The following is a 17,645-nucleotide window of genomic DNA, read 5'->3' on the forward strand; positions in this document are numbered from 1 at the left end:
CCCTAGTTTTCTCATTCGCTGTTATCGCCTCTCATCTTGGTGCTGTTATGCTACTGCGTATCGCCTGTAGCTTTGCTATGATACTGACAGGACTTAATTAATTAAAACCCATATGGATCTTCAATTCCCTGTTGCTCAGCCATGCCAGTGGACTCGCCCTGATCGTCTGAGCATCCCCGCTGCGGCGAAAGAATGGCTCCTCGAGGAAGGTTCGCTAACACAAAAGCTGAAACAACACTGTCAGCAGTTTACCGTCGAGCTCATTGGCCAGCAAGCAGCGCCCATTTTTGACAGCGAGTTTGAACTGTTTCGCCGGCATCATACCCGTGTCCCTTTCGAAGCCACGGTACGCGAAGTGCTGCTGTGCTGTGACGGCAAGCCCTGGGTGTTTGCCCGCAGTCTTTTCCCTGTATCGGCACTGCAGCATAAAAACCTAAATTTATCCTCGCTGGGCTGCTCGTCACTCGGGCAGTCGTTATTTGATCAAGCGGATCTGTTACGCAGCCCTTTCGATGTGACACGGCTGGACAGCTCGCATCCGCTCGCTAAACTTAATCAGACACTACACGGAAAAGCACATTCGTTATGGGGACGCCGCAGCCTTTTTCTTACCGCAGGACAACGCGTGCTGGTCAGCGAACTGTTTTTGTCGCCTTTGCCCTTTTATGGTCGGCAGAATAACGGGAGTCAAGATGAATAAATTGGATGCCTATTGGCGCTTAATGCGGGCAGACCGCCCTATCGGTACCTATTTATTAGCGTGGCCTACCGTCTGGGCATTACTGATAGCCGCCGATGGCTACCCGTCACTGAAAGTATTTGTACTGTTTATGGTGGGTACGTTTTTAATGCGCTCGGCCGGTTGTGTCATCAACGATTTTGCGGATCGCAATCTCGACGGCCATGTACGTCGTACGCATCAACGACCATTGCCGGCCGGCGAAGTGACTCCGACCGAAGCCGTGTTGGTGTTTGCGTTACTGCTATTTGCCGCGTTCATCATCGTGTTGCAATTTAACACCCAAACCGTGATGTTAAGCTTTTTTGCCGCCGGCGTTGCCGCCTTGTATCCGTTCTGCAAGCGCTGGACGCACCTGCCACAAGTGGTACTGGGGATAGCCTTTAGCTTTGGTATCCTGATGGCATTCAGCGCGCAGGACGCGAATCAATGGTTTATCGCCGGCGTCTTATTCATCGCCAACGTCATCTGGACGGTGATGTATGACACCGAGTACGCGATGGCCGATCGAGAGGACGATCTGCAAATCGGTATTCGCAGCACGGCAATACTGTTTGGCCGCCACGATAAACTGATCATAGGCCTGTTACAGCTCATCACGCTGTTGTTGCTCGCTTATGTCACTCATTGGTTCGACTGGAGCTGGCCTATTGTGCTGGCGTTGCTGATTATCGTCGGATTATTCGGCTATCAGCAGTGGCTGATAAAAGAGCGCGAACCCAGCAAGTGTTTTCGCGCTTTTCTCCACAATCATTATGTCGGCATGAGTTTCGCCATCGGTCTTGCCTGGCACTACTGGTTTATTTAGTATTATCGGTCTTACCGGTTTCCACCAGCAGTTGTTGTACCGACTGACGAATGGTTTGTAACACCGGTGGATCGATAAGTTCATCAATAGCGTCACTCAGCTCACCAATGGCTGGAGCCGCTATTTGCTGACCGTCATCATTCACCTGTAATAGTTCCTGCGCCTTGAGGCTGGCGATGAAGGTGGTCATCACCTTCTTATCGTAAAACTCCGGTGCGTTAATGCCGTGAATGGCGCTTAGCCGCTCGGCCAGAGTAATCGAATGGCGTTCCAGTTCAGCCCGCTGAATCGGTTGTGCCTGCTGCAACAATTCCAACACAATACTGTAGCGTTGCAGCGTTTCGCTGGCACTGCGCGCCAGCAATTGCAGTTGCATCCACTGTGCCGATTCGCGCGACGCCATATGCCAGGTTTCGCCGTTTTGTGTAACGAGATCCTGACGCTGAAGTTCTTCGATAACAGCAGCAACCCAGAGCGGCACATCGTCAATTTCATGGGATAAAAACAGTTCTTTTTGCAGCATCGGATAAATTTGCTGCACGCGCTCTGCCAACTGCGCCGTCGTCTGCTGCTTTTTGGCCACCATAATCGTCGCAACGATACCGGGAATGATCATTAAATGCAGAATATTATTACGATAATAGGTCATCGCTATCGCATTAACGTCCTGTAGCGAGATAACCTGCCCCATAGTATCGTCTTGAACGCTAAACTTACCGGTCCGCTGTGCCTGTTGCCATAACGCTTCCGCACTGTCCGAGGGCACGTTAACTTCGCTGGTATAAGGCACTTCACGTAATACACCCTGATAAACTGACAATTGTTGCAGTAGCTCTTCCTTCGTCAAGGCATGATGCTCAGAACTCAAAATCGCCAGCGCTGTCAGGTTGACACTGTTGGCGGCTGCAGCGTCATTGATTCCACGCATAACAGTCTCTGCCAGGCGGTTCACGGTCGGCGTGAGCCAGTTCGGACGCTCAGGTTCTTCCGCGCCACGGGTTATCGATGCCTGCCAATCGGTCACCTCCTCATCCAAAAAGTTTTTCAGGTCAATTGGCTTGCCAAAGGTGACGTAACCCTGGCCGAAGTTGCGCAGTTTACGCAACGAACCAAGTACCTGCCACATGGATTCCTTTTCTTTGCTTTTTCCTTTCAGCTCTTTCAGGTACGTGGCAACTTCCATAATGTGCTCGTAACCGAGGTAAACAGGAACCAACGAAATGGGGCGTTGCTGGCCACGTAACATACCCTGCACCGTCATCGCTAACATACCGGTTTTTGGCGGCAGCAGGCGGCCGGTACGTGAGCGCCCACCTTCGCTGAAATACTCAACCGGATAGCCTTTTTGAAACAGCCAACATAGGTATTCACGGAAGACCGCGGAATACAATTTATTGCCGCGGAAGCTGCGCCGGATGAAGAACGCACCACCACGGCGGAATATGCCACCCACCGGGAAGAAATTCAGGTTAACACCGGCCGCGATGTGAGGTGGCACCAGGCCTTCTTTATAAATCACATAGCTCAGTAATAAGTAGTCCATATGGCTACGATGGCAAGGCACGTAAATAACTTCGTGCCCCTGCTGCGCCAGCTTACGAATTCGGTCACCGCCGCGCACATCAATACCGTTATAAATTCGGCTCCACATCCAGGTCATGAATCGATCCAGCACCCGCACCAGAGTTGAGCTGTAATTTGCCGCGATCTCATTGATGTAGCTGAGCGCCTTTTTGCGCGCTTCCTGCTCAGACACTTTATTGCTGCGCTGCTCATCGGCAATGGCTTTTTTTAATGCCGGCGAATGGATCAGCTCCTGCATCAATTGGTTGCGGTCACTGAGCTTAGGTCCGGCCACCGCGTGTCGCATACGAACAAAATGAACCCGCGCCACGCGCGCCAATTTATGCGCTATCTTAAAATCACTGCCACTTTGCCGCGCCATGGTGCCGAGGCTGACACTGCGTGAGAAGCGGCACAACACCTGCCGGCCGGAAAACAGTACCAACCAGAACTTGCGCAGATGTCCCGGATTGTCCAGATCACCGGTCATCGCCGAACCTGCTCGTGCCTCCTGACCCGGTTTGCGTCCCCAGAAGATACCGACCGGCAATAGCTGAATGTCCAGCTCTGGATCGGCTTGGTGAGCTTCGAGCAGTTCCTGAAACTGTCCTATCGCTCGTTGAGAAGAATCAGAATGGGTTTCTTCCAGATACATCACCCGCGCAAATGACTTACCGTTAATGGTTAGTGGCTGCTGCGGATCCGGTAGCGACTTACTGGCTGCGGCCCGTTGCAAAATGGAAAAATCAGCGCGTGAGGTTGAGCGCATCACATAAACGATGGGCTTATCCTTTACGCTCGCGTCACCAGCCTCTGCCTCATCGGCGATCGCAATAAAACGCGTTAGCCAGCGTAAAGGGTGTTTTATAACTGCATAAATCCAACTCTGATTAGCCATTCGATTCCCGAGCGTAAAGCGTTTAAAACAGTAGTGAACGGTAGAGTATACAGGATCTTGGGCAACGACAAAAAACACACAAAGAAAAATTCTTGCCAAATAAAAATACCTGTATATACTCACAGTATACTGTACGAATAAACAGGTACTCTTATGCGACCATTAACACCACGACAATCCGAGATCCTTGAATTAATTAAGGACAATTTGCAGGCGACTGGCATGCCCCCTACGCGCGCCGAAATCGCAGCGAAATTAGGATTTCGCTCAGCTAATGCCGCAGAGGAGCACCTCAAGGCGCTGGCTCGTAAGGGCGTCATTGAAATACTGCCAGGCATGTCACGCGGTATTCGTTTGGTGGCCGACGATTTTGAAATTGAAGAGGGTCTGCCGCTCATCGGGCAAGTGGCAGCCGGTTCGCCGATTCTCGCGCAAGAGCATATCGAAGGCCACTTTAAGGTCGATGAAAATATGTTCTATCCCGCTGCCAACTTTCTGTTGAAAGTGAACGGCATGAGTATGCGTAATATTGGCATTCTGGACGGCGACTTGTTAGCGGTTCACAAAACCGAACAAGCACGAAACGGGCAGGTGGTTGTCGCCCGTGTCGAGGATGAAGTTACGGTTAAACGATTTGAGCAAAAAGGTCGAAAAGTGCTACTTCATCCAGAAAATGAGGAATTCTCGACCATTATTGTCGATTTATCCTCTCAAGTTTTTGCCATCGAGGGCTTAGCTGTCGGTGTTATTCGTAATGGAGCATCACTATGAAGTTTCAGCATACAACCAAAATACATCACCCCGGCCTGTGGCAAAGTGCCGGTCAAACAGCCTCCCAACAGGCGGCGGTTTCATCGGTCATCGCATCCGAAGCTACCTTTAATCCGACTAACGACCAGCACGCGGAAGTTGTTGCTGCCTGTGTAAACGGCGAGTCTGAGAAATGGATAACCATCGTGGGCGGCAGCCGTGAATTTATTGCAGAACTGCTCGCGGCCGGCATTCCAAAACAGCGCATTCGCTGGTTGCGCACAGGCGATCACACACAGCGTGAATGGGCGCTTGAGCAAGCCACGCTTGCAGGCACCAGCGCGGTGATTGTTGGCTGGTTGGACGGACTGGAGCAACGCTTTTGTCAACGTATTAAAATGGCCTGCCGCCTTAGTCAGACAAAAAGCTTCCTGTTTGAAGAAGATACATTATTCCCTCACCTTCACTGAGCCCCATCTCAGTATCCCCACCATTGGATAATGTATCTAGGCTACCCTCGGGTAGCCTTTTTTTTACAATTTTGATTATTTTTCAAGCAATCGGTAAGATTGATCTGGATCTTTGTGTGTAAATTCGTTAATAAATGATACTACCCAACTATATAAATTAATATAACAACGAAACTACAACAAAGAGTTGGTAGAGAAAGTGATTTCTGGGGAGAAGCTGTTCCTTTTTCTGCTTACCTCTTTGTTCTTCATCGCCCGCACGTGTTTTTACAAAAAGCCGTGCTAGAAGAAGAATAAGAGGAGAAGTCACGTGAAAATGAAGCCGCTGTTGGCACTACTGGCTTTGTTTGGGTTTTCTGCGCAAGCCCAAAATCGCCTCAATCTGACGGAAGGTGTCACCGACGTCAGTAACCGTGTCTATGACCTCCACATGACCATTTTTTATATATGTTGTGTCATTGGAGTTATTGTCTTCGGCCTGATGTTCATTTCTATGATTCGTCACCGCAAGTCAAAAGGACGAGAGCCTGCCAAGTTCCACGAAAGTGTGAAGGTCGAAATTGCCTGGACCATCATCCCCTTCCTTATTTTGGTCGGCATGGCAATACCGGCGACATCTACCCTGATCGCGATGGAAGATACCAGCGACGCCGATGTCACTGTACAAATTACCGGCTCGCAATGGAAATGGCATTACAAGTACTTCGAACATGAAGTTGAGTTTTTCAGCCGCCTCGCGACGCAACAGGAACAAATTCAAAATAAATTTGAGAAAAGCGAAAACTACCTGCTTGAGGTGGATAATCCGCTGGTCATCCCTACCGGTAAGAAAGTTCGCTTTCTGGTCACGTCTGACGACGTGATTCACAGTTGGTGGGTGCCGGATTTTGCGGTCAAAAAGGACGCCAACCCCGGTTTTATTAACGAAGCCTGGACGCGTGTCGAGGAGCCCGGAATCTATCGCGGTCAATGTGCTGAGCTTTGTGGTAAAGATCATGGCTTTATGCCTGTTGTTGTCATCGCCAAAGAGCCCGCTGAGTATCAGAAATGGGTTGAAGAAACCGAAGCCGAACAAATTGCCGCACGCGAGCGTGAGCAAGAGTTACTGGACATGGAAATGTCAATGGATGAGCTGATGGCCATGGGTGAAAAAATCTACAACAGTACCTGTGCAGCCTGTCACCAGGCAAATGGCCAGGGTATTCCAGGCACTTTCCCGGCACTCGCCGGCTCCGGCGTTTCAGTCGATCCGGAAGCTCGCGATCAACACATTGATATCGTTGTCAACGGTGTCCAGGGTACTGCCATGCAGGCGTTTGGCCAGCAGTTGAGCATGCAGGAACTGGCAGCGGTTATTACCTATGAGCGTAACGCTTGGGGTAACGACACCGGCGACACCGTGCAAGCGGCAGATATCAACGCAGTAATGAACCAATAAGGAGACGGTGATGAGTACAGTTGTGGACGATATCCATCACGAAGAACACCACGATCACAAGCCGTCGGGCATTACTCGTTGGCTGTTCACCACTAACCACAAAGACATCGGTTCGTTGTATCTGTGGTTTAGTTTAATCATGTTTTTCATTGGCGGCGCGATGGCCATGGTCATCCGTGCAGAGCTGTTCCAGCCTGGTTTGCAATTGGTTGAACCCAATTTCTTTAACCAGATGACCACCGTGCATGGCCTGATCATGGTCTTTGGCGCGGTCATGCCGGCCTTCACTGGACTGGCAAACTGGATGATTCCAATGATGATTGGTGCGCCGGATATGGCGCTGCCGCGAATGAACAACTGGAGTTTCTGGATCCTGCCATTTGGCTTTGCGATTCTGCTGTCTTCGTTGTTCCTGGAAGGCGGTGGTCCTAACTTTGGCTGGACATTCTACGCACCGTTATCAACCACCTACAGCAACGATTCAACAGCGCTGTTTGTGTTTTCCATGCACATTTTGGGTATTTCATCCATCATGGGCGCAATTAACGTTATCGTTACCATCATGAACATGCGCGCGCCCGGCATGAACTACATGAAAATGCCGTTGTTCGTCTGGACCTGGCTGATTACCGCCTTCCTGCTGATCGCAGTGATGCCGGTGCTGGCCGGGGCAGTCACCATGGTGTTAACGGATAAATACTTTGGTACCAGCTTCTTTGATGCGGCAGGAGGCGGTGATCCGGTCATGTTCCAGCATATTTTCTGGTTCTTCGGTCACCCTGAAGTGTACATCATGATTTTGCCGTCTTTTGGTATCATTTCGGCCATCATCCCTGCCTTTACCCGTAAACGACTATTCGGTTATGCGTCGATGGTTTATGCCACCGCATCCATTGCCATTCTGTCGTTCCTGGTTTGGGCACACCACATGTTTACCACCGGTATGCCGGTGTTCGCCGAGCTCTTCTTCATGTACTGCACCATGCTGATCGCCGTGCCGACCGGGGTTAAAGTGTTTAACTGGGTGGCGACCATGTGGCGCGGAGCAATGACCTTCGAAACACCGATGTTATTTGCGCTGGCGTTTGTCATTCTGTTTACCATCGGTGGTTTCTCGGGTCTGATGCTGGCCATTACGCCAGTTGACTTTCAGTACCATGACACCTACTTCGTGGTGGCCCATTTCCATTATGTGCTGGTTACCGGAGCCGTCTTCTCGATCATGGCGGCGGCCTACTACTGGTTACCGAAGTGGACCGGCCATATGTACGATGAAACCCTCGCCAAACTGCACTTCTGGACCTCGCTGATCTCGGTTAATGTGCTGTTCTTCCCAATGCACTTTGCCGGCCTGGCGGGCATGCCTCGGCGGATTCCGGACTACTCGGTGCAGTTTGCCGATGTTAACCAAATCACCAGTATTGGCGGCTTTGCCTTTGGTTTATCGCAACTGATCTTCCTGTGGTTGGCGATCAAATGTGTTCGTGGTGGCGAGAAGGCGGCGGCTAAGCCCTGGGAAGGTGCTGAAGGGCTTGAATGGACGGTGCCTTCACCAGCGCCTTACCACACGTTCGAAAAGCCACCTAAAGTGGAGTAACAGCCATGTCTGACTCGCAACAACGTGCAAACAACGCGACCATCGTTAAACGGCTGCTACTGACCGTTGCCGGGATGTTCGCTTTCGGTTTCGCACTGGTCCCTCTGTATGACGTGTTTTGCGAGGTAACCGGCTTTAACGGACGTACAAAGAACGAAGCGGTCGCGGCTGTCCACCAAGAGGTGGACACGTCGCGAACCGTGACCGTGCAGTTCATTACTCGCAACGCGAAAGGCATTCCCTGGAAATTTGAACCCTCGGTGAAGCAAGTCAAAGTACACCCCGGTGAAGTCCGTGTGGTTAACTTTTTGGCGGGCAACCCTACCGGTGGAGACATGGTGGCTCAGGCGATTCCATCGGTAGCCCCGGCGGAGGCATCGTTGTACCTCAATAAAGTGGAATGTTTCTGTTTTAATCAACAGCCGCTTGCAGCCGGTGACGACACCGAAATGCCAATGCAATTTTATCTCGACCCGGAAATTCCGGCTCACATCACTACATTAACACTGTCATACACGCTGTATGATATGACAGCCGATGCGACGGCTGAGACATTAGCTCAGCTACAATCATCAGAATAAGGAAACGTCGTTATGGCAGAGAATCAAAGTTATTATGTTCCTGCTTCCAGCCCCTGGCCCATTATTGGCGCCATCGGCTTAGGGCTTATCGCCTGGGGTGCAGGAAACACCGTTATAGACATGACCAATGAACAAGATGGTTATGGTAGCACCGTGCTTATCGCGGGCATTATCGTTATGGCCGTAATGCTGTTTGGCTGGTTCCGGGATCAAATCAATGAATCCATGCAGGGCCTGTACAACGAGCAGCTTGGTAATTCTTATAAACAAGGCATGAGTTGGTTTATCTTTTCCGAAGTCATGTTCTTTGCGGCGTTTTTTGGCGCCTTATTCTATGCCCGGGTAATCGCTGTACCATGGCTTGATGGCGCCAGCAATAATGCCATGACCGCCGAGGTATTATGGCCGCAGTTTGTTGCTCAGTGGCCATTGACGAAAACCCCCGGAGGTACTGAAACCGAAGCGATGGGTTGGTACGGTCTACCGTTGATTAACACCGTCATTCTGGTGGTTAGCTCGGTCACCTGCCACTTGGCGCACGTTGGCCTGGAAAAAGACAACCGTAAGCAACTGACCGCCTGGCTGGCCATCACCATCATCCTTGGTTGCATCTTCCTGTACTTCCAGGGAGCCGAGTACATTCACGCGTACGAGCAGCTTGGTTTAACCTTGCAGTCCGGTATTTACGGTAACACCTTCTACCTGCTGACGGGCTTCCACGGCATGCACGTAACACTTGGCACACTGATGTTGATCATCATGTTCCTGCGTGTGCTAAAAGGTCATTTTACACCCGACAATCACTTTGCCTTTCAGGCGACCAGTTGGTACTGGCATTTCGTCGATGTGGTGTGGATTTGTTTGTTTGTTGTGGTTTATGTGATTTAACCGTAAACAACTCGCGCCTCTTAATAGGGGCGCGGGTTAAGCGGTAATAGCCCGCTGTAAGCAGCGATGATTAAGACCAAGAGAACCAAGGCTGCAATTCCTACCCGTTTACCCAGGTAATGCGTCATCGGTGGTTTGTTGGGGTCGTTTCGAAGCATGACAAACAGTGCCCGAAACAGGTTAAACACCATATAGAGCAGTAGCGCAACGATAATGAGCTTAAAAATTGCTAACATAAAAATTCCTGTAATTGCCGGAACTCTTACTGTGCTAGCTGTGGCAGTAATGGTCAAGTTAGGATTTTGGCAGCTCGAACGTGCCGCCGAGAAAGCAGCCCTGTTTAACGACTATCAAGCGTATGCCGAGCACAGTGAGTCTCGACCGGCTGCCAACCTCAATTTACTGGAGCGACAGCCAGAACGGTTTGAAGCCGTTACGGTCAGCGGCGAATTCGACCCACAACGCTACTTTCTTATCGACAACCAACTGCACCAAGGGACACCCGGTTATCATGTGGTTGGCTTGCTGAACATCGCTAATCAGGAGCAGCAGGTGGCGGTAAACCTTGGCTGGATAGAGGCACCTACATTGCGTTCCGAACTACCCGATATTCGTCTGCCTTCCGGAACCGTGTCATTCACGGCATTAACACAATATCCGCAGGAAAACGTGTTTATTAATGATGTTCAGGAACAACCTCTGGGTATTTGGCCACAGCGTATACCGGAATTTGTGCCGTCAGCTGTTGCTGACAACTTTCAGCTCGACATCGCGCCCTTTCTATTGCTGCTGAGTAAGAACGCCTCATTTGGCTATCTTCGCGACTGGAAACCCAATGTGATGCCACCTGAAAAGCATCAGGCCTATGCATTGCAATGGTTCAGTTTAGCGGTTGCAGCGTTGGTGATTTTTACAATTGCTGTTATAAGAATAAATAAACAAAAACAAGAGGAGTAATCATGAGCTCCCTCAATCGCTCACGACGAACACTGATCATAGTCCTGATAGCCTTCCTGTTGCCGGTTATTATCGCCTGGATCATTCTCGACCAACATTGGTATCAAGCCGGCACCAATAAAGGCACTCTATTAGCTGAGCCGGTTACCCTGAGCCAGGCCGATGAGCTGCCCGATGGCTGGAAGTTGGCTTATATTGCGCCCGAACAGTGTCAGGAGCGCTGTCAAAATGTGCTCTTTGTGATGAATCAGATTGACGTTGCCCTGGGCAAAGACACCGACCGTGTCACGCCGGTGGTACTGACCAATTCAGCGGCAGCCGACGTACGAGAATTTCACTCCGAGTTTCATTTCACACAACTGCAACAACCACAGCTCATCGACCAGCTGAACGGTTTACCGGCCGGCTCTTTGTTTATTATCGACCCGTTGAACAACGTCATGCTTTATTACCCTTCACATGACGATCAGCAAACCATGATTCTGGAAGGCAAGAACGTCCTCGCCGACCTGAGAAAATTATTAAAACTATCGAGAATAGGATAAAGGGTATGCGTACACTTGTAAGAATCAGTGTGGTTCTGGCGTTCTGCGTTATCGTACTCGGCTCGTTTACGCGCTTAACGGAAGCTGGACTCGGCTGTCCTGACTGGCCCGGCTGCTATGGCTTTTTATCTGTGCCTTCAAAAGCAGAACATATCGCGCAGGCAGAAGCATTGTATCCCGATGCACCGGTGGAAAAGGACAAAGCCTGGAACGAAATGATCCATCGCTATTTTGCCGGCGCGCTGGGTTTGATGATTTTACTTATTGCTGTCAGCGCGTGGTTTAAAAAACGCGTGCCGAGCCAAAAGCCGACGCCGGTCAAGTTACCAACGTTATTATTGGGGCTGGTTATTTTTCAGGCGGCACTGGGCATGTGGACGGTTACCATGAATCTGCAGCCGCTGATTGTGATGGGACATTTACTGGGCGGTTTTTCCATACTGTCGCTGCTGTACTTGCTGAAGCTGAGGTTAGAACCCTACCGGGTTGGCGGCGGCGATCCCGAGTTACGACGTTACCGCGGCTTGGCGCTGTTCACTCTGTTTGTGGTGCTGGGTCAAATTGCGCTGGGTGGCTGGGTGGCAGCCAACTATGCCGCGGTTGCCTGCACCGAGCTACCATTTTGTGAAGGCAACTGGACCGCTAACCTCGATTTCAGCGGTGCATTCAGTATTCCTGAAGCCTCCACTTATCAATTTGGCGCACATGACTACGATGACCGCATGACCATGCACATTGTCCACCGCTTTGGTGCGATCGTAACGACGTTAGTCGTCGGGTGGTTGCTGTTTAAATGTTGGCGCAAAGCGGTTTCTGGCTTTTTCCGCCAATCGCTGGTTGTTATCGGATTGTTATTAATTTTGCAAATTGCGCTCGGTGTGAGTAACGTAGTCTTTAGCTTACCGCTTTGGGTAGCTGTATCCCATAATGCTGTGGGAGCACTGTTATTGCTGTCTCTGGTCGCACTTAATTACAACTTGTCCAGAAAGGCTTGAAGGAGTTCACTATGCCAGCTTACGTTGCATCAAAAAAACTACAACAACGCAGCGCGCCATGGCGAGATTATCTCGAATTAACCAAGCCGCGGGTGGTCGCGTTACTTTTATTAACCGCGGTTGTCGGCATGGCTCTGGCGCAGACCGAATGGGTGGCGTTGAGTGTGCTGATACCGGCGTTGACAGGCATTGGCCTGATGTCGGCAGCCGCTGCCGCCATCAACCACCTGGTAGACCGTCATATCGATGCGAAAATGGCTCGCACGTTGCGTCGACCGTTGCCTCAGGGCAACCTGTCGCCATTTAAGGTATCGACCTTTGCCAGCATCATCGGGTTACTGGGTTTTGCCACGCTGTACGTTTGGGTCAATGCCTTAACAGCCTGGCTGACTTTTGCCAGTATGGTTGGCTATGCGGTCGTTTACACGATGTTTTTAAAGCGCGCCACACCACAAAATATCGTTATCGGAGGTCTCGCTGGGGCAGCCCCTCCGCTGTTAGGCTGGACCGCCGTTACTAATGATATTCACGCCCATGCCATTTTATTGGTGATGATCATATTTACCTGGACGCCACCGCATTTCTGGGCCTTGGCCGTACACCGTGAACGGGACTATGCACGAGCCAAGGTGCCAATGCTACCGGTCACTCACGGCATAGAGTTCACTAAGACCTGCATCCTGCTGTATACGGTATTGCTCAGTGTGGTTTGCTTTTTGCCCTATTTGGTTGGTATGTCCGGCGTGATTTATTTGGTTGGCGTGAGTGTGCTTAATGCCATTTTCCTCGGCTACGCCTGGAAGCTCAAGTACGCACCCAATAAGAAAACCGCATATAATATGTTTGCCTTCTCTATTTGGCACCTAATGCTGCTGTTCGTCATCCTATTGGTCGATCATTACGTTTAGCCACAACGAGAGAGCCGTTTATGCAAAAAGCATTGATCGTGATTGCCGCCATTATCGCCGCTGCGGTAGGCATTGCCACTTATCAATTCTGGCCTCAACCGCAGCCAGAGGCGTTGGTATACAACCCTCCGCGTGCGCTGGCGCCGTTCCAGATTGAGTCAACGGCAACCCAGCAAACCATCGATAATGACGCTTTAAAAGGCCAATGGACCTTGCTGTTTACCGGCTACACCTTTTGTCCGGATATTTGCCCGACCACACTATCCGACTTACAACGTATCCTGCCGGAATTGCAGCAACACACCGACCAACCGGTTAAAGTCTGGCTTATCTCAGTCGATCCTAAACGAGACTCACTGGAACGCCTGACTCAGTATACCGGCTATTTTGGTGACGCTTTTGTTGGTGTCCGCGCAGAGCACCCACAACTGTTTCCGTTCGTGCGGGATCTCGGTTTAATGTACTCGATACCGGAAGAGGACGAAGAGAATTATCTGGTTAATCACAGTGCAGCGATCATTCTTGTCGACCCTGATGGTAATCGTAAAGCAATATTCAATGCCGACCATAAGCCGGGCGAAATTCCCGTTGTTGACATGCAACAGTTAAAACGAGACTTCGCCATTATTGCCGATTAAGTGTGATCAGTCCGGCCAACTGCCATTGCTGTCCGGGCGAATAAAGGCCGCCGAAAACCAATAGTATGCCTGACCGGTTTTATTGGGCGCAGTGCAGTTGATGCGCGAACGGCCAATAGCTAGGTCAGCACTCGGCGTCACCGAAAACACCCGCTCTGACAACCACTCGGGTTTTAGCACGTGTGACCCTTGATAGCACTGCAGGGCGTGTTTTTGCAGTGTACTCACTGAGCTCAACGTGACCGTTAATTCGGGGCGCGTTTGTTGATGCTCAAGCAATGGCTCCTGCGGTGAGTACTCTGCCACCGGCATTGCCAGGCTATTGAGCTTGGGCGCCAGCGTCTTCAGGTTCGCGTAAATACCTGAGGCCGGAAACCGGGTGATTGCGGTTGGGTCACTGTAAGGACTCCACGGTCCGCTATGCTGAGCAAAACCCAGGAAGCCCCACTCATCCAGCAATGCCTGCAAATCTGCATCGTATTCACCAAACGGGTAAGCAAAATATTTCGGCTGCGGCCCTAATTTCTCGTCGATGGCTTGCTGTGCGCTCAGGACATCGTAGCTCATGCGCTCACGCCATTCTGTTTCACTTTCCCCGTCCTTACGGCGGATCAAGTGAGCGTGTGTCTGGCCATGGTTAACGATGGTTGCGCCTTGCTCCTGAATGGTTCTGAGCTGCTCCCAGCTCATATAGGCGGAAGGACTTTGTTGCATTAAATCGGGATTAACAAATACCGCGTAGGGCATATCGTATTGTTTTAGCAGAGGTGCCGCGTTGTCATAGACGTTGTCGTATCCGTCATCAAAGGTGATCACCACCGCTTTTGCCGGAAACGACTCGCCGCTCTCAATGCGTTGATGAGCTTCTTCTATCGGCAGCACGACAAAATTATTGTCTTTTAAATACTTGAGGTGCTCTTCAAAACGCTCAGGAGCAATTGACGTTACCGCGGGCGTGTCTTCAGCCACATGATGATACTGGAGTATCGCGATACTGTTATCGGTCATCTTATCGCTGTTTGCAACGGACTCCTGAGAAGCCGTATCCCCGCAGGCCGAAACCAATGCTGTGGCCAGCACCAGTGATTTAAATTTCATGCTACACTCCAGATTTTGCTGTCAATGGGGTAATACCTTGTCGTCAACGTTGCTGCGCTTTCCACTTGCCGATCACAAGAAAGTTTTCGCCATCGCCCTGCCGATGATTTTATCGAACATCGCGGCCCCCATGCTTGGCTTGGTTGACACCGCTATCATAGGGCATTTACCCGACGCTATCTACCTGTCGGCCGTTGCGATTGGCGCTATGGTGGTGAGCTTTATTTTCCTGTTAGCCGTGTTTTTGCGCATGGCGACCACCGGCTATATCGCCCAGTCGTTCGGCGCAAATGATCGAGCGGCGCAACGTCAGCACTTTAACCACGGGCTGTTGCTGGCGGTGCTTCTGGGTAGCGCTATTGGCCTCGGCTCCCCCTGGATCATTGATTTTGCCATGTGGATAGTGCAACCCGACACTCAGTTGATCCCGCTCGCCAGCGACTATATCGGTATTCGTTTATGGTCGGCGCCGGCGGCGCTGATTACCCTCATTACGCTCGGTGTGCTACTCGGACGGCAGCAAAGCGGACGGGCGATGTGGCTGGCGATCATTACCAACGGCGTCAATGTGGTGATGGATGTGATATTGATTCTTGGACTGGGTATGAATGTTAAAGGCGCCGCCTGGGCTTCCTTCAGCGCCGACTATGTGACCGCAGCGGTTGGCCTTTATTGGTGCGCGCGAGCGCTCAACTGGTCGCCTACCAGCATTCACATCAAATTTAACGCCTTACGTCAGTATGCCAGTGTCAACGGCAACATCTTTATTCGAAGCCTGGTGCTGCAGCTGTGCATGGCGACGATGACAGGTTATGCCGCCCGCTATGGTTCTACCGTCGTCGCCGTGAATGCCGTGCTGATGCAGTTTCTGATGCTGATTTCGCTGGGACTCGACGGTATTGCCTATGCTGTTGAGGCGCTCACAGGAGCCGCTAAAGGCCAACGTAATCCGCACAAAGTGGCCTATTGGTGCCGGCTTACACTGCTCTGGTCGTGTATTTTCGCGATTGCTTACACACTGCTGTTCTGGCTGTTCGGGCCAGCCATCATTGGCCTCATCACAGATATACCCGAGGTGATTACCACCGCGGCTCAATACCTGCCGTGGATTGTGCTGCTACCGTTGATCGGTCATTGGAGCTACTGGTTTGACGGTGTGTTTATCGGTTTATCGCTCAGTAAAGGCATGCGCAATACCATGATTTTGGCAGCGGCGTTTGGCTTTTTACCGTTATGGTGGCTTGGGTTGCCGCTACAGAACCATGGTTTGTGGATGGCTCTGAGCGGCTTTTTACTCATGCGTGGGGTATTTCAGGCCCTGTGGTTACGGCTGCGCTGGCGCCAAATCATCTAACAAGATGACCTGCGGAGGTAAACCACCACCGGCTGAATCGGTTGCCACTATGGTGTAAATACCTTCTGCAGACAACGTCAGTGCCACCGGACCAATGGCGGCGTCTTTCGTACCCGTTGCGGTAACGGTTGCAAAGTAGTCGCCCGGCGTGACCTGAACATTACCGGTACTGACTAACGCATCCGCATCAAAGGGCACATCGCTGAATACCGGCTCCGCGTCACTGATGTCATCGGTTTCGGTCAGGTAGATATCAACATTACCCGCTGACGGCGATGCGTGCACGATTTGCAACTGTGCCGCAGTCGCAATCCGGCGACGCTCTTCAGTCAACACCTGCAGATTAATGTTTTCCAGCGCGCCCATCGCATAAACACTGTAGCTGGTGGCTAAGGCTAATGGCAGCTCAACATCATCAAACACCACTGGCGAACCACCTGCAGCGGCCACATCGACTAAGTAATCGCCGGCCTCAACATTCAAATAGCCCGCTACCGAACCAAAGGCTAAATCTTGAATTTGTGCTTCACTGGCATTATTCAACGTCACATCGACGTTTGGCGCGTCAGCCGAGGCGTGCACGACACGTACGTCACTGCCGGCATTCGCATCAGGCACCACGAGGGTTTCCTCACCGGTTGAAATTTGCAGCGTCACTGGTGAGTTACCGGTACTGACATTATTCGTCGCCGCGATGATATAGTCGCCGCCATCTGCCAGACTCACGCTACCAGAGTCGTAAACCACCGTCGTTTCACCGGCCGGTGTTAAGCGCACACGGTAATCGCCGGCAGGGACTTCTACCTGGCCACTGTCGTCCGCGTATTCCAGGGTCACTGCCGGTGATGCACTGGCCAACTCTTCGTCAGGAGCCGTCAGATAAACATCAACCGTTGGCGCACCATAAGCCGCGTGTACAACTTGAATGCGGCTTTCGCCATCAGCTACTGCAGTGACTGGGTTTGACAGCACCAGGGGTTCAAGCGTCTCGTCACTGACATCACCGATGGCAAAGATTTCGTAGCGGGTATCCGCGGCAAATTCAAGATCCGCCGGGCCAATCACATCCGCCGTACTTTGATCCGGTAAAATACCTTGTACCGTGATGGAGTAAGTCCCCTCATCAAGTTCCAGTACATTGGATGACGCATGGTAAGGCACATCTTCTAGAACCGCGTTACCGTCCGCCAAAACATTAACATTGGGCGCGTCAGCAGAAGTGTGGTGCACGCGCACATAGGTTGACTGAACCTCGGGCTCAGGCGGTGGCGTAACGGTGGTAGTATCATTGTCATCATCATCCAGCCAACAACCTGACAAGACAACAAGGGATAAAGAGAGTACACTGAGTTTTGTGATTCCTCGCATAATAATTTCCTCGTAATGATTAGGGCAAATATCACTACGCAGGAGATATG

18 protein-coding genes are annotated in these 17,645 nt (G+C 51.2%); 14 read left to right on the forward strand and 4 right to left on the reverse strand.

The window, feature by feature from the left end; genetic code table 11:
- Window positions 1-112: 112 nt before the first annotated feature.
- Window positions 113-700 carry a chorismate--pyruvate lyase family protein gene (locus CWE23_RS05525; RefSeq protein WP_105305472.1) on the forward strand — a complete coding sequence of 196 codons (588 nt, stop codon included), beginning with the start codon at window positions 113-115 and terminating at the stop codon, window positions 698-700.
- On the forward strand, window positions 693-1,547 hold the full coding sequence (gene ubiA / locus CWE23_RS05530) for a 4-hydroxybenzoate octaprenyltransferase (RefSeq protein WP_105305471.1): 855 nt from the start codon (window positions 693-695) through the stop codon (window positions 1,545-1,547). Before CWE23_RS05525 ends, ubiA begins: the two co-directional genes overlap by 8 nt.
- On the opposite strand, the gene plsB is transcribed toward ubiA, so the two are convergent.
- Entirely contained in the window at window positions 1,540-4,008 is a 2,469-nt protein-coding gene (gene plsB, locus CWE23_RS05535; protein ID WP_105305470.1) for a glycerol-3-phosphate 1-O-acyltransferase PlsB, read from the reverse strand. The genes ubiA and plsB overlap by 8 nt on opposite strands.
- Before the next feature lie 153 nt (window positions 4,009-4,161).
- Between plsB and lexA the strand changes: the two genes are divergently transcribed.
- The 6 genes from lexA to CWE23_RS05565 all read left to right on the forward strand — a co-directional run bounded on the left by lexA (window position 4,162) and on the right by CWE23_RS05565 (window position 9,732).
- Window positions 4,162-4,779 carry a transcriptional repressor LexA gene (gene lexA / locus CWE23_RS05540; protein ID WP_105305469.1) on the forward strand — a complete coding sequence of 206 codons (618 nt, stop codon included), beginning with the start codon at window positions 4,162-4,164 and terminating at the stop codon, window positions 4,777-4,779.
- A complete protein-coding gene (locus CWE23_RS05545) occupies window positions 4,776-5,228 on the forward strand; it encodes an SOS-response cell division inhibitor (RefSeq protein WP_105305468.1) in 453 nt (150 codons plus the stop codon). The genes lexA and CWE23_RS05545 overlap by 4 nt, the downstream gene beginning before the upstream one ends.
- Window positions 5,229-5,544: 316 nt before the next feature.
- Entirely contained in the window at window positions 5,545-6,666 is a 1,122-nt protein-coding gene (gene coxB, locus CWE23_RS05550; protein ID WP_105305467.1) for a cytochrome c oxidase subunit II, read from the forward strand.
- Window positions 6,667-6,676: 10 nt separating this feature from the next.
- Entirely contained in the window at window positions 6,677-8,263 is a 1,587-nt protein-coding gene (ctaD, locus tag CWE23_RS05555) for a cytochrome c oxidase subunit I (RefSeq protein WP_105305466.1), read from the forward strand.
- 5 nt (window positions 8,264-8,268) lie between these two features.
- Window positions 8,269-8,844 (forward strand): cytochrome c oxidase assembly protein, encoded by a 576-nt coding sequence (locus tag CWE23_RS05560; RefSeq protein WP_105305465.1) that lies wholly within the window; start codon window positions 8,269-8,271, stop codon window positions 8,842-8,844.
- Between the two features lie 12 nt (window positions 8,845-8,856).
- Entirely contained in the window at window positions 8,857-9,732 is an 876-nt protein-coding gene (locus CWE23_RS05565) for a cytochrome c oxidase subunit 3 (RefSeq protein ID WP_105305464.1), read from the forward strand.
- Between the two features lie 20 nt (window positions 9,733-9,752).
- Here the strand turns inward: CWE23_RS05565 and CWE23_RS05570 are convergent, their stop codons facing one another.
- Window positions 9,753-9,968: a DUF2909 domain-containing protein gene (locus CWE23_RS05570; protein ID WP_105305463.1), complete on the reverse strand. Its 216-nt coding sequence runs from the start codon at window positions 9,966-9,968 to the stop codon at window positions 9,753-9,755.
- Between CWE23_RS05570 and CWE23_RS05575 the strand changes: the two genes are divergently transcribed.
- Genes CWE23_RS05575 through CWE23_RS05595 form a run of 5 tightly spaced genes read left to right on the forward strand, consistent with a single transcriptional unit; the run spans window position 9,946 to window position 13,775 of the window.
- Entirely contained in the window at window positions 9,946-10,689 is a 744-nt protein-coding gene (locus CWE23_RS05575; RefSeq protein WP_126819711.1) for an SURF1 family protein, read from the forward strand. The two genes, CWE23_RS05570 and CWE23_RS05575, sit on opposite strands and share 23 nt — an antisense overlap.
- A gap of 2 nt (window positions 10,690-10,691) precedes the next feature.
- Window positions 10,692-11,234, forward strand: a complete 543-nt coding sequence (locus CWE23_RS05580; protein WP_126819712.1) for a hypothetical protein — start codon at window positions 10,692-10,694, stop codon at window positions 11,232-11,234.
- Between the two features lie 5 nt (window positions 11,235-11,239).
- Window positions 11,240-12,229, forward strand: a complete 990-nt coding sequence (locus CWE23_RS05585) for a COX15/CtaA family protein (RefSeq protein ID WP_126819713.1) — start codon at window positions 11,240-11,242, stop codon at window positions 12,227-12,229.
- An 11-nt stretch (window positions 12,230-12,240) separates the two neighbouring features.
- A complete protein-coding gene (gene cyoE, locus CWE23_RS05590; RefSeq protein ID WP_126819714.1) occupies window positions 12,241-13,137 on the forward strand; it encodes a heme o synthase in 897 nt (298 codons plus the stop codon).
- 20 nt (window positions 13,138-13,157) lie between these two features.
- A complete protein-coding gene (locus tag CWE23_RS05595; protein WP_105305458.1) occupies window positions 13,158-13,775 on the forward strand; it encodes an SCO family protein in 618 nt (205 codons plus the stop codon).
- A gap of 6 nt (window positions 13,776-13,781) precedes the next feature.
- On the opposite strand, the gene CWE23_RS05600 is transcribed toward CWE23_RS05595, so the two are convergent.
- Window positions 13,782-14,873: a polysaccharide deacetylase family protein gene (locus CWE23_RS05600; protein ID WP_105305457.1), complete on the reverse strand. Its 1,092-nt coding sequence runs from the start codon at window positions 14,871-14,873 to the stop codon at window positions 13,782-13,784.
- Between CWE23_RS05600 and CWE23_RS05605 the strand changes: the two genes are divergently transcribed.
- Entirely contained in the window at window positions 14,872-16,227 is a 1,356-nt protein-coding gene (locus tag CWE23_RS05605; protein ID WP_105307659.1) for an MATE family efflux transporter, read from the forward strand. The two genes, CWE23_RS05600 and CWE23_RS05605, sit on opposite strands and share 2 nt — an antisense overlap.
- On the opposite strand, the gene CWE23_RS05610 is transcribed toward CWE23_RS05605, so the two are convergent.
- On the reverse strand, window positions 16,198-17,595 hold the full coding sequence (locus tag CWE23_RS05610; protein WP_126819715.1) for a DUF4397 domain-containing protein: 1,398 nt from the start codon (window positions 17,593-17,595) through the stop codon (window positions 16,198-16,200). The two genes, CWE23_RS05605 and CWE23_RS05610, sit on opposite strands and share 30 nt — an antisense overlap.
- Window positions 17,596-17,645: the final 50 nt, after the last annotated feature.

This window comes from Idiomarina aquatica, from assembly GCF_003987185.1.
GTDB lineage: Bacteria > Pseudomonadota > Gammaproteobacteria > Enterobacterales > Alteromonadaceae > Idiomarina > Idiomarina aquatica.

What these genes read in the sequence shown, in the direction of transcription:
- CWE23_RS05585 (WP_126819713.1), top strand. Translation starts at nt 11,240, where the DNA reads ATGCGTACACTTGTAAGAATCAGTGTGGTTCTGGCGTTCTGCGTTATC.
- ctaD (WP_105305466.1), top strand. Translation starts at nt 6,677, where the DNA reads ATGAGTACAGTTGTGGACGATATCCATCACGAAGAACACCACGATCAC.
- coxB (WP_105305467.1), top strand. Translation starts at nt 5,545, where the DNA reads ATGAAGCCGCTGTTGGCACTACTGGCTTTGTTTGGGTTTTCTGCGCAA.
- CWE23_RS05560 (WP_105305465.1), top strand. Translation starts at nt 8,269, where the DNA reads ATGTCTGACTCGCAACAACGTGCAAACAACGCGACCATCGTTAAACGG.
- plsB (WP_105305470.1), bottom strand. Translation starts at nt 4,008, where the DNA reads ATGGCTAATCAGAGTTGGATTTATGCAGTTATAAAACACCCTTTACGC.
- CWE23_RS05600 (WP_105305457.1), bottom strand. Translation starts at nt 14,873, where the DNA reads ATGAAATTTAAATCACTGGTGCTGGCCACAGCATTGGTTTCGGCCTGC.
- CWE23_RS05580 (WP_126819712.1), top strand. Translation starts at nt 10,692, where the DNA reads ATGAGCTCCCTCAATCGCTCACGACGAACACTGATCATAGTCCTGATA.
- CWE23_RS05610 (WP_126819715.1), bottom strand. Translation starts at nt 17,595, where the DNA reads ATGCGAGGAATCACAAAACTCAGTGTACTCTCTTTATCCCTTGTTGTC.
- CWE23_RS05545 (WP_105305468.1), top strand. Translation starts at nt 4,776, where the DNA reads ATGAAGTTTCAGCATACAACCAAAATACATCACCCCGGCCTGTGGCAA.
- lexA (WP_105305469.1), top strand. Translation starts at nt 4,162, where the DNA reads ATGCGACCATTAACACCACGACAATCCGAGATCCTTGAATTAATTAAG.
- CWE23_RS05570 (WP_105305463.1), bottom strand. Translation starts at nt 9,968, where the DNA reads ATGTTAGCAATTTTTAAGCTCATTATCGTTGCGCTACTGCTCTATATG.
- cyoE (WP_126819714.1), top strand. Translation starts at nt 12,241, where the DNA reads ATGCCAGCTTACGTTGCATCAAAAAAACTACAACAACGCAGCGCGCCA.
- CWE23_RS05575 (WP_126819711.1), top strand. Translation starts at nt 9,946, where the DNA reads ATGAGCTTAAAAATTGCTAACATAAAAATTCCTGTAATTGCCGGAACT.
- ubiA (WP_105305471.1), top strand. Translation starts at nt 693, where the DNA reads ATGAATAAATTGGATGCCTATTGGCGCTTAATGCGGGCAGACCGCCCT.
- CWE23_RS05605 (WP_105307659.1), top strand. Translation starts at nt 14,872, where the DNA reads ATGCTACACTCCAGATTTTGCTGTCAATGGGGTAATACCTTGTCGTCA.
- CWE23_RS05565 (WP_105305464.1), top strand. Translation starts at nt 8,857, where the DNA reads ATGGCAGAGAATCAAAGTTATTATGTTCCTGCTTCCAGCCCCTGGCCC.
- CWE23_RS05595 (WP_105305458.1), top strand. Translation starts at nt 13,158, where the DNA reads ATGCAAAAAGCATTGATCGTGATTGCCGCCATTATCGCCGCTGCGGTA.
- CWE23_RS05525 (WP_105305472.1), top strand. Translation starts at nt 113, where the DNA reads ATGGATCTTCAATTCCCTGTTGCTCAGCCATGCCAGTGGACTCGCCCT.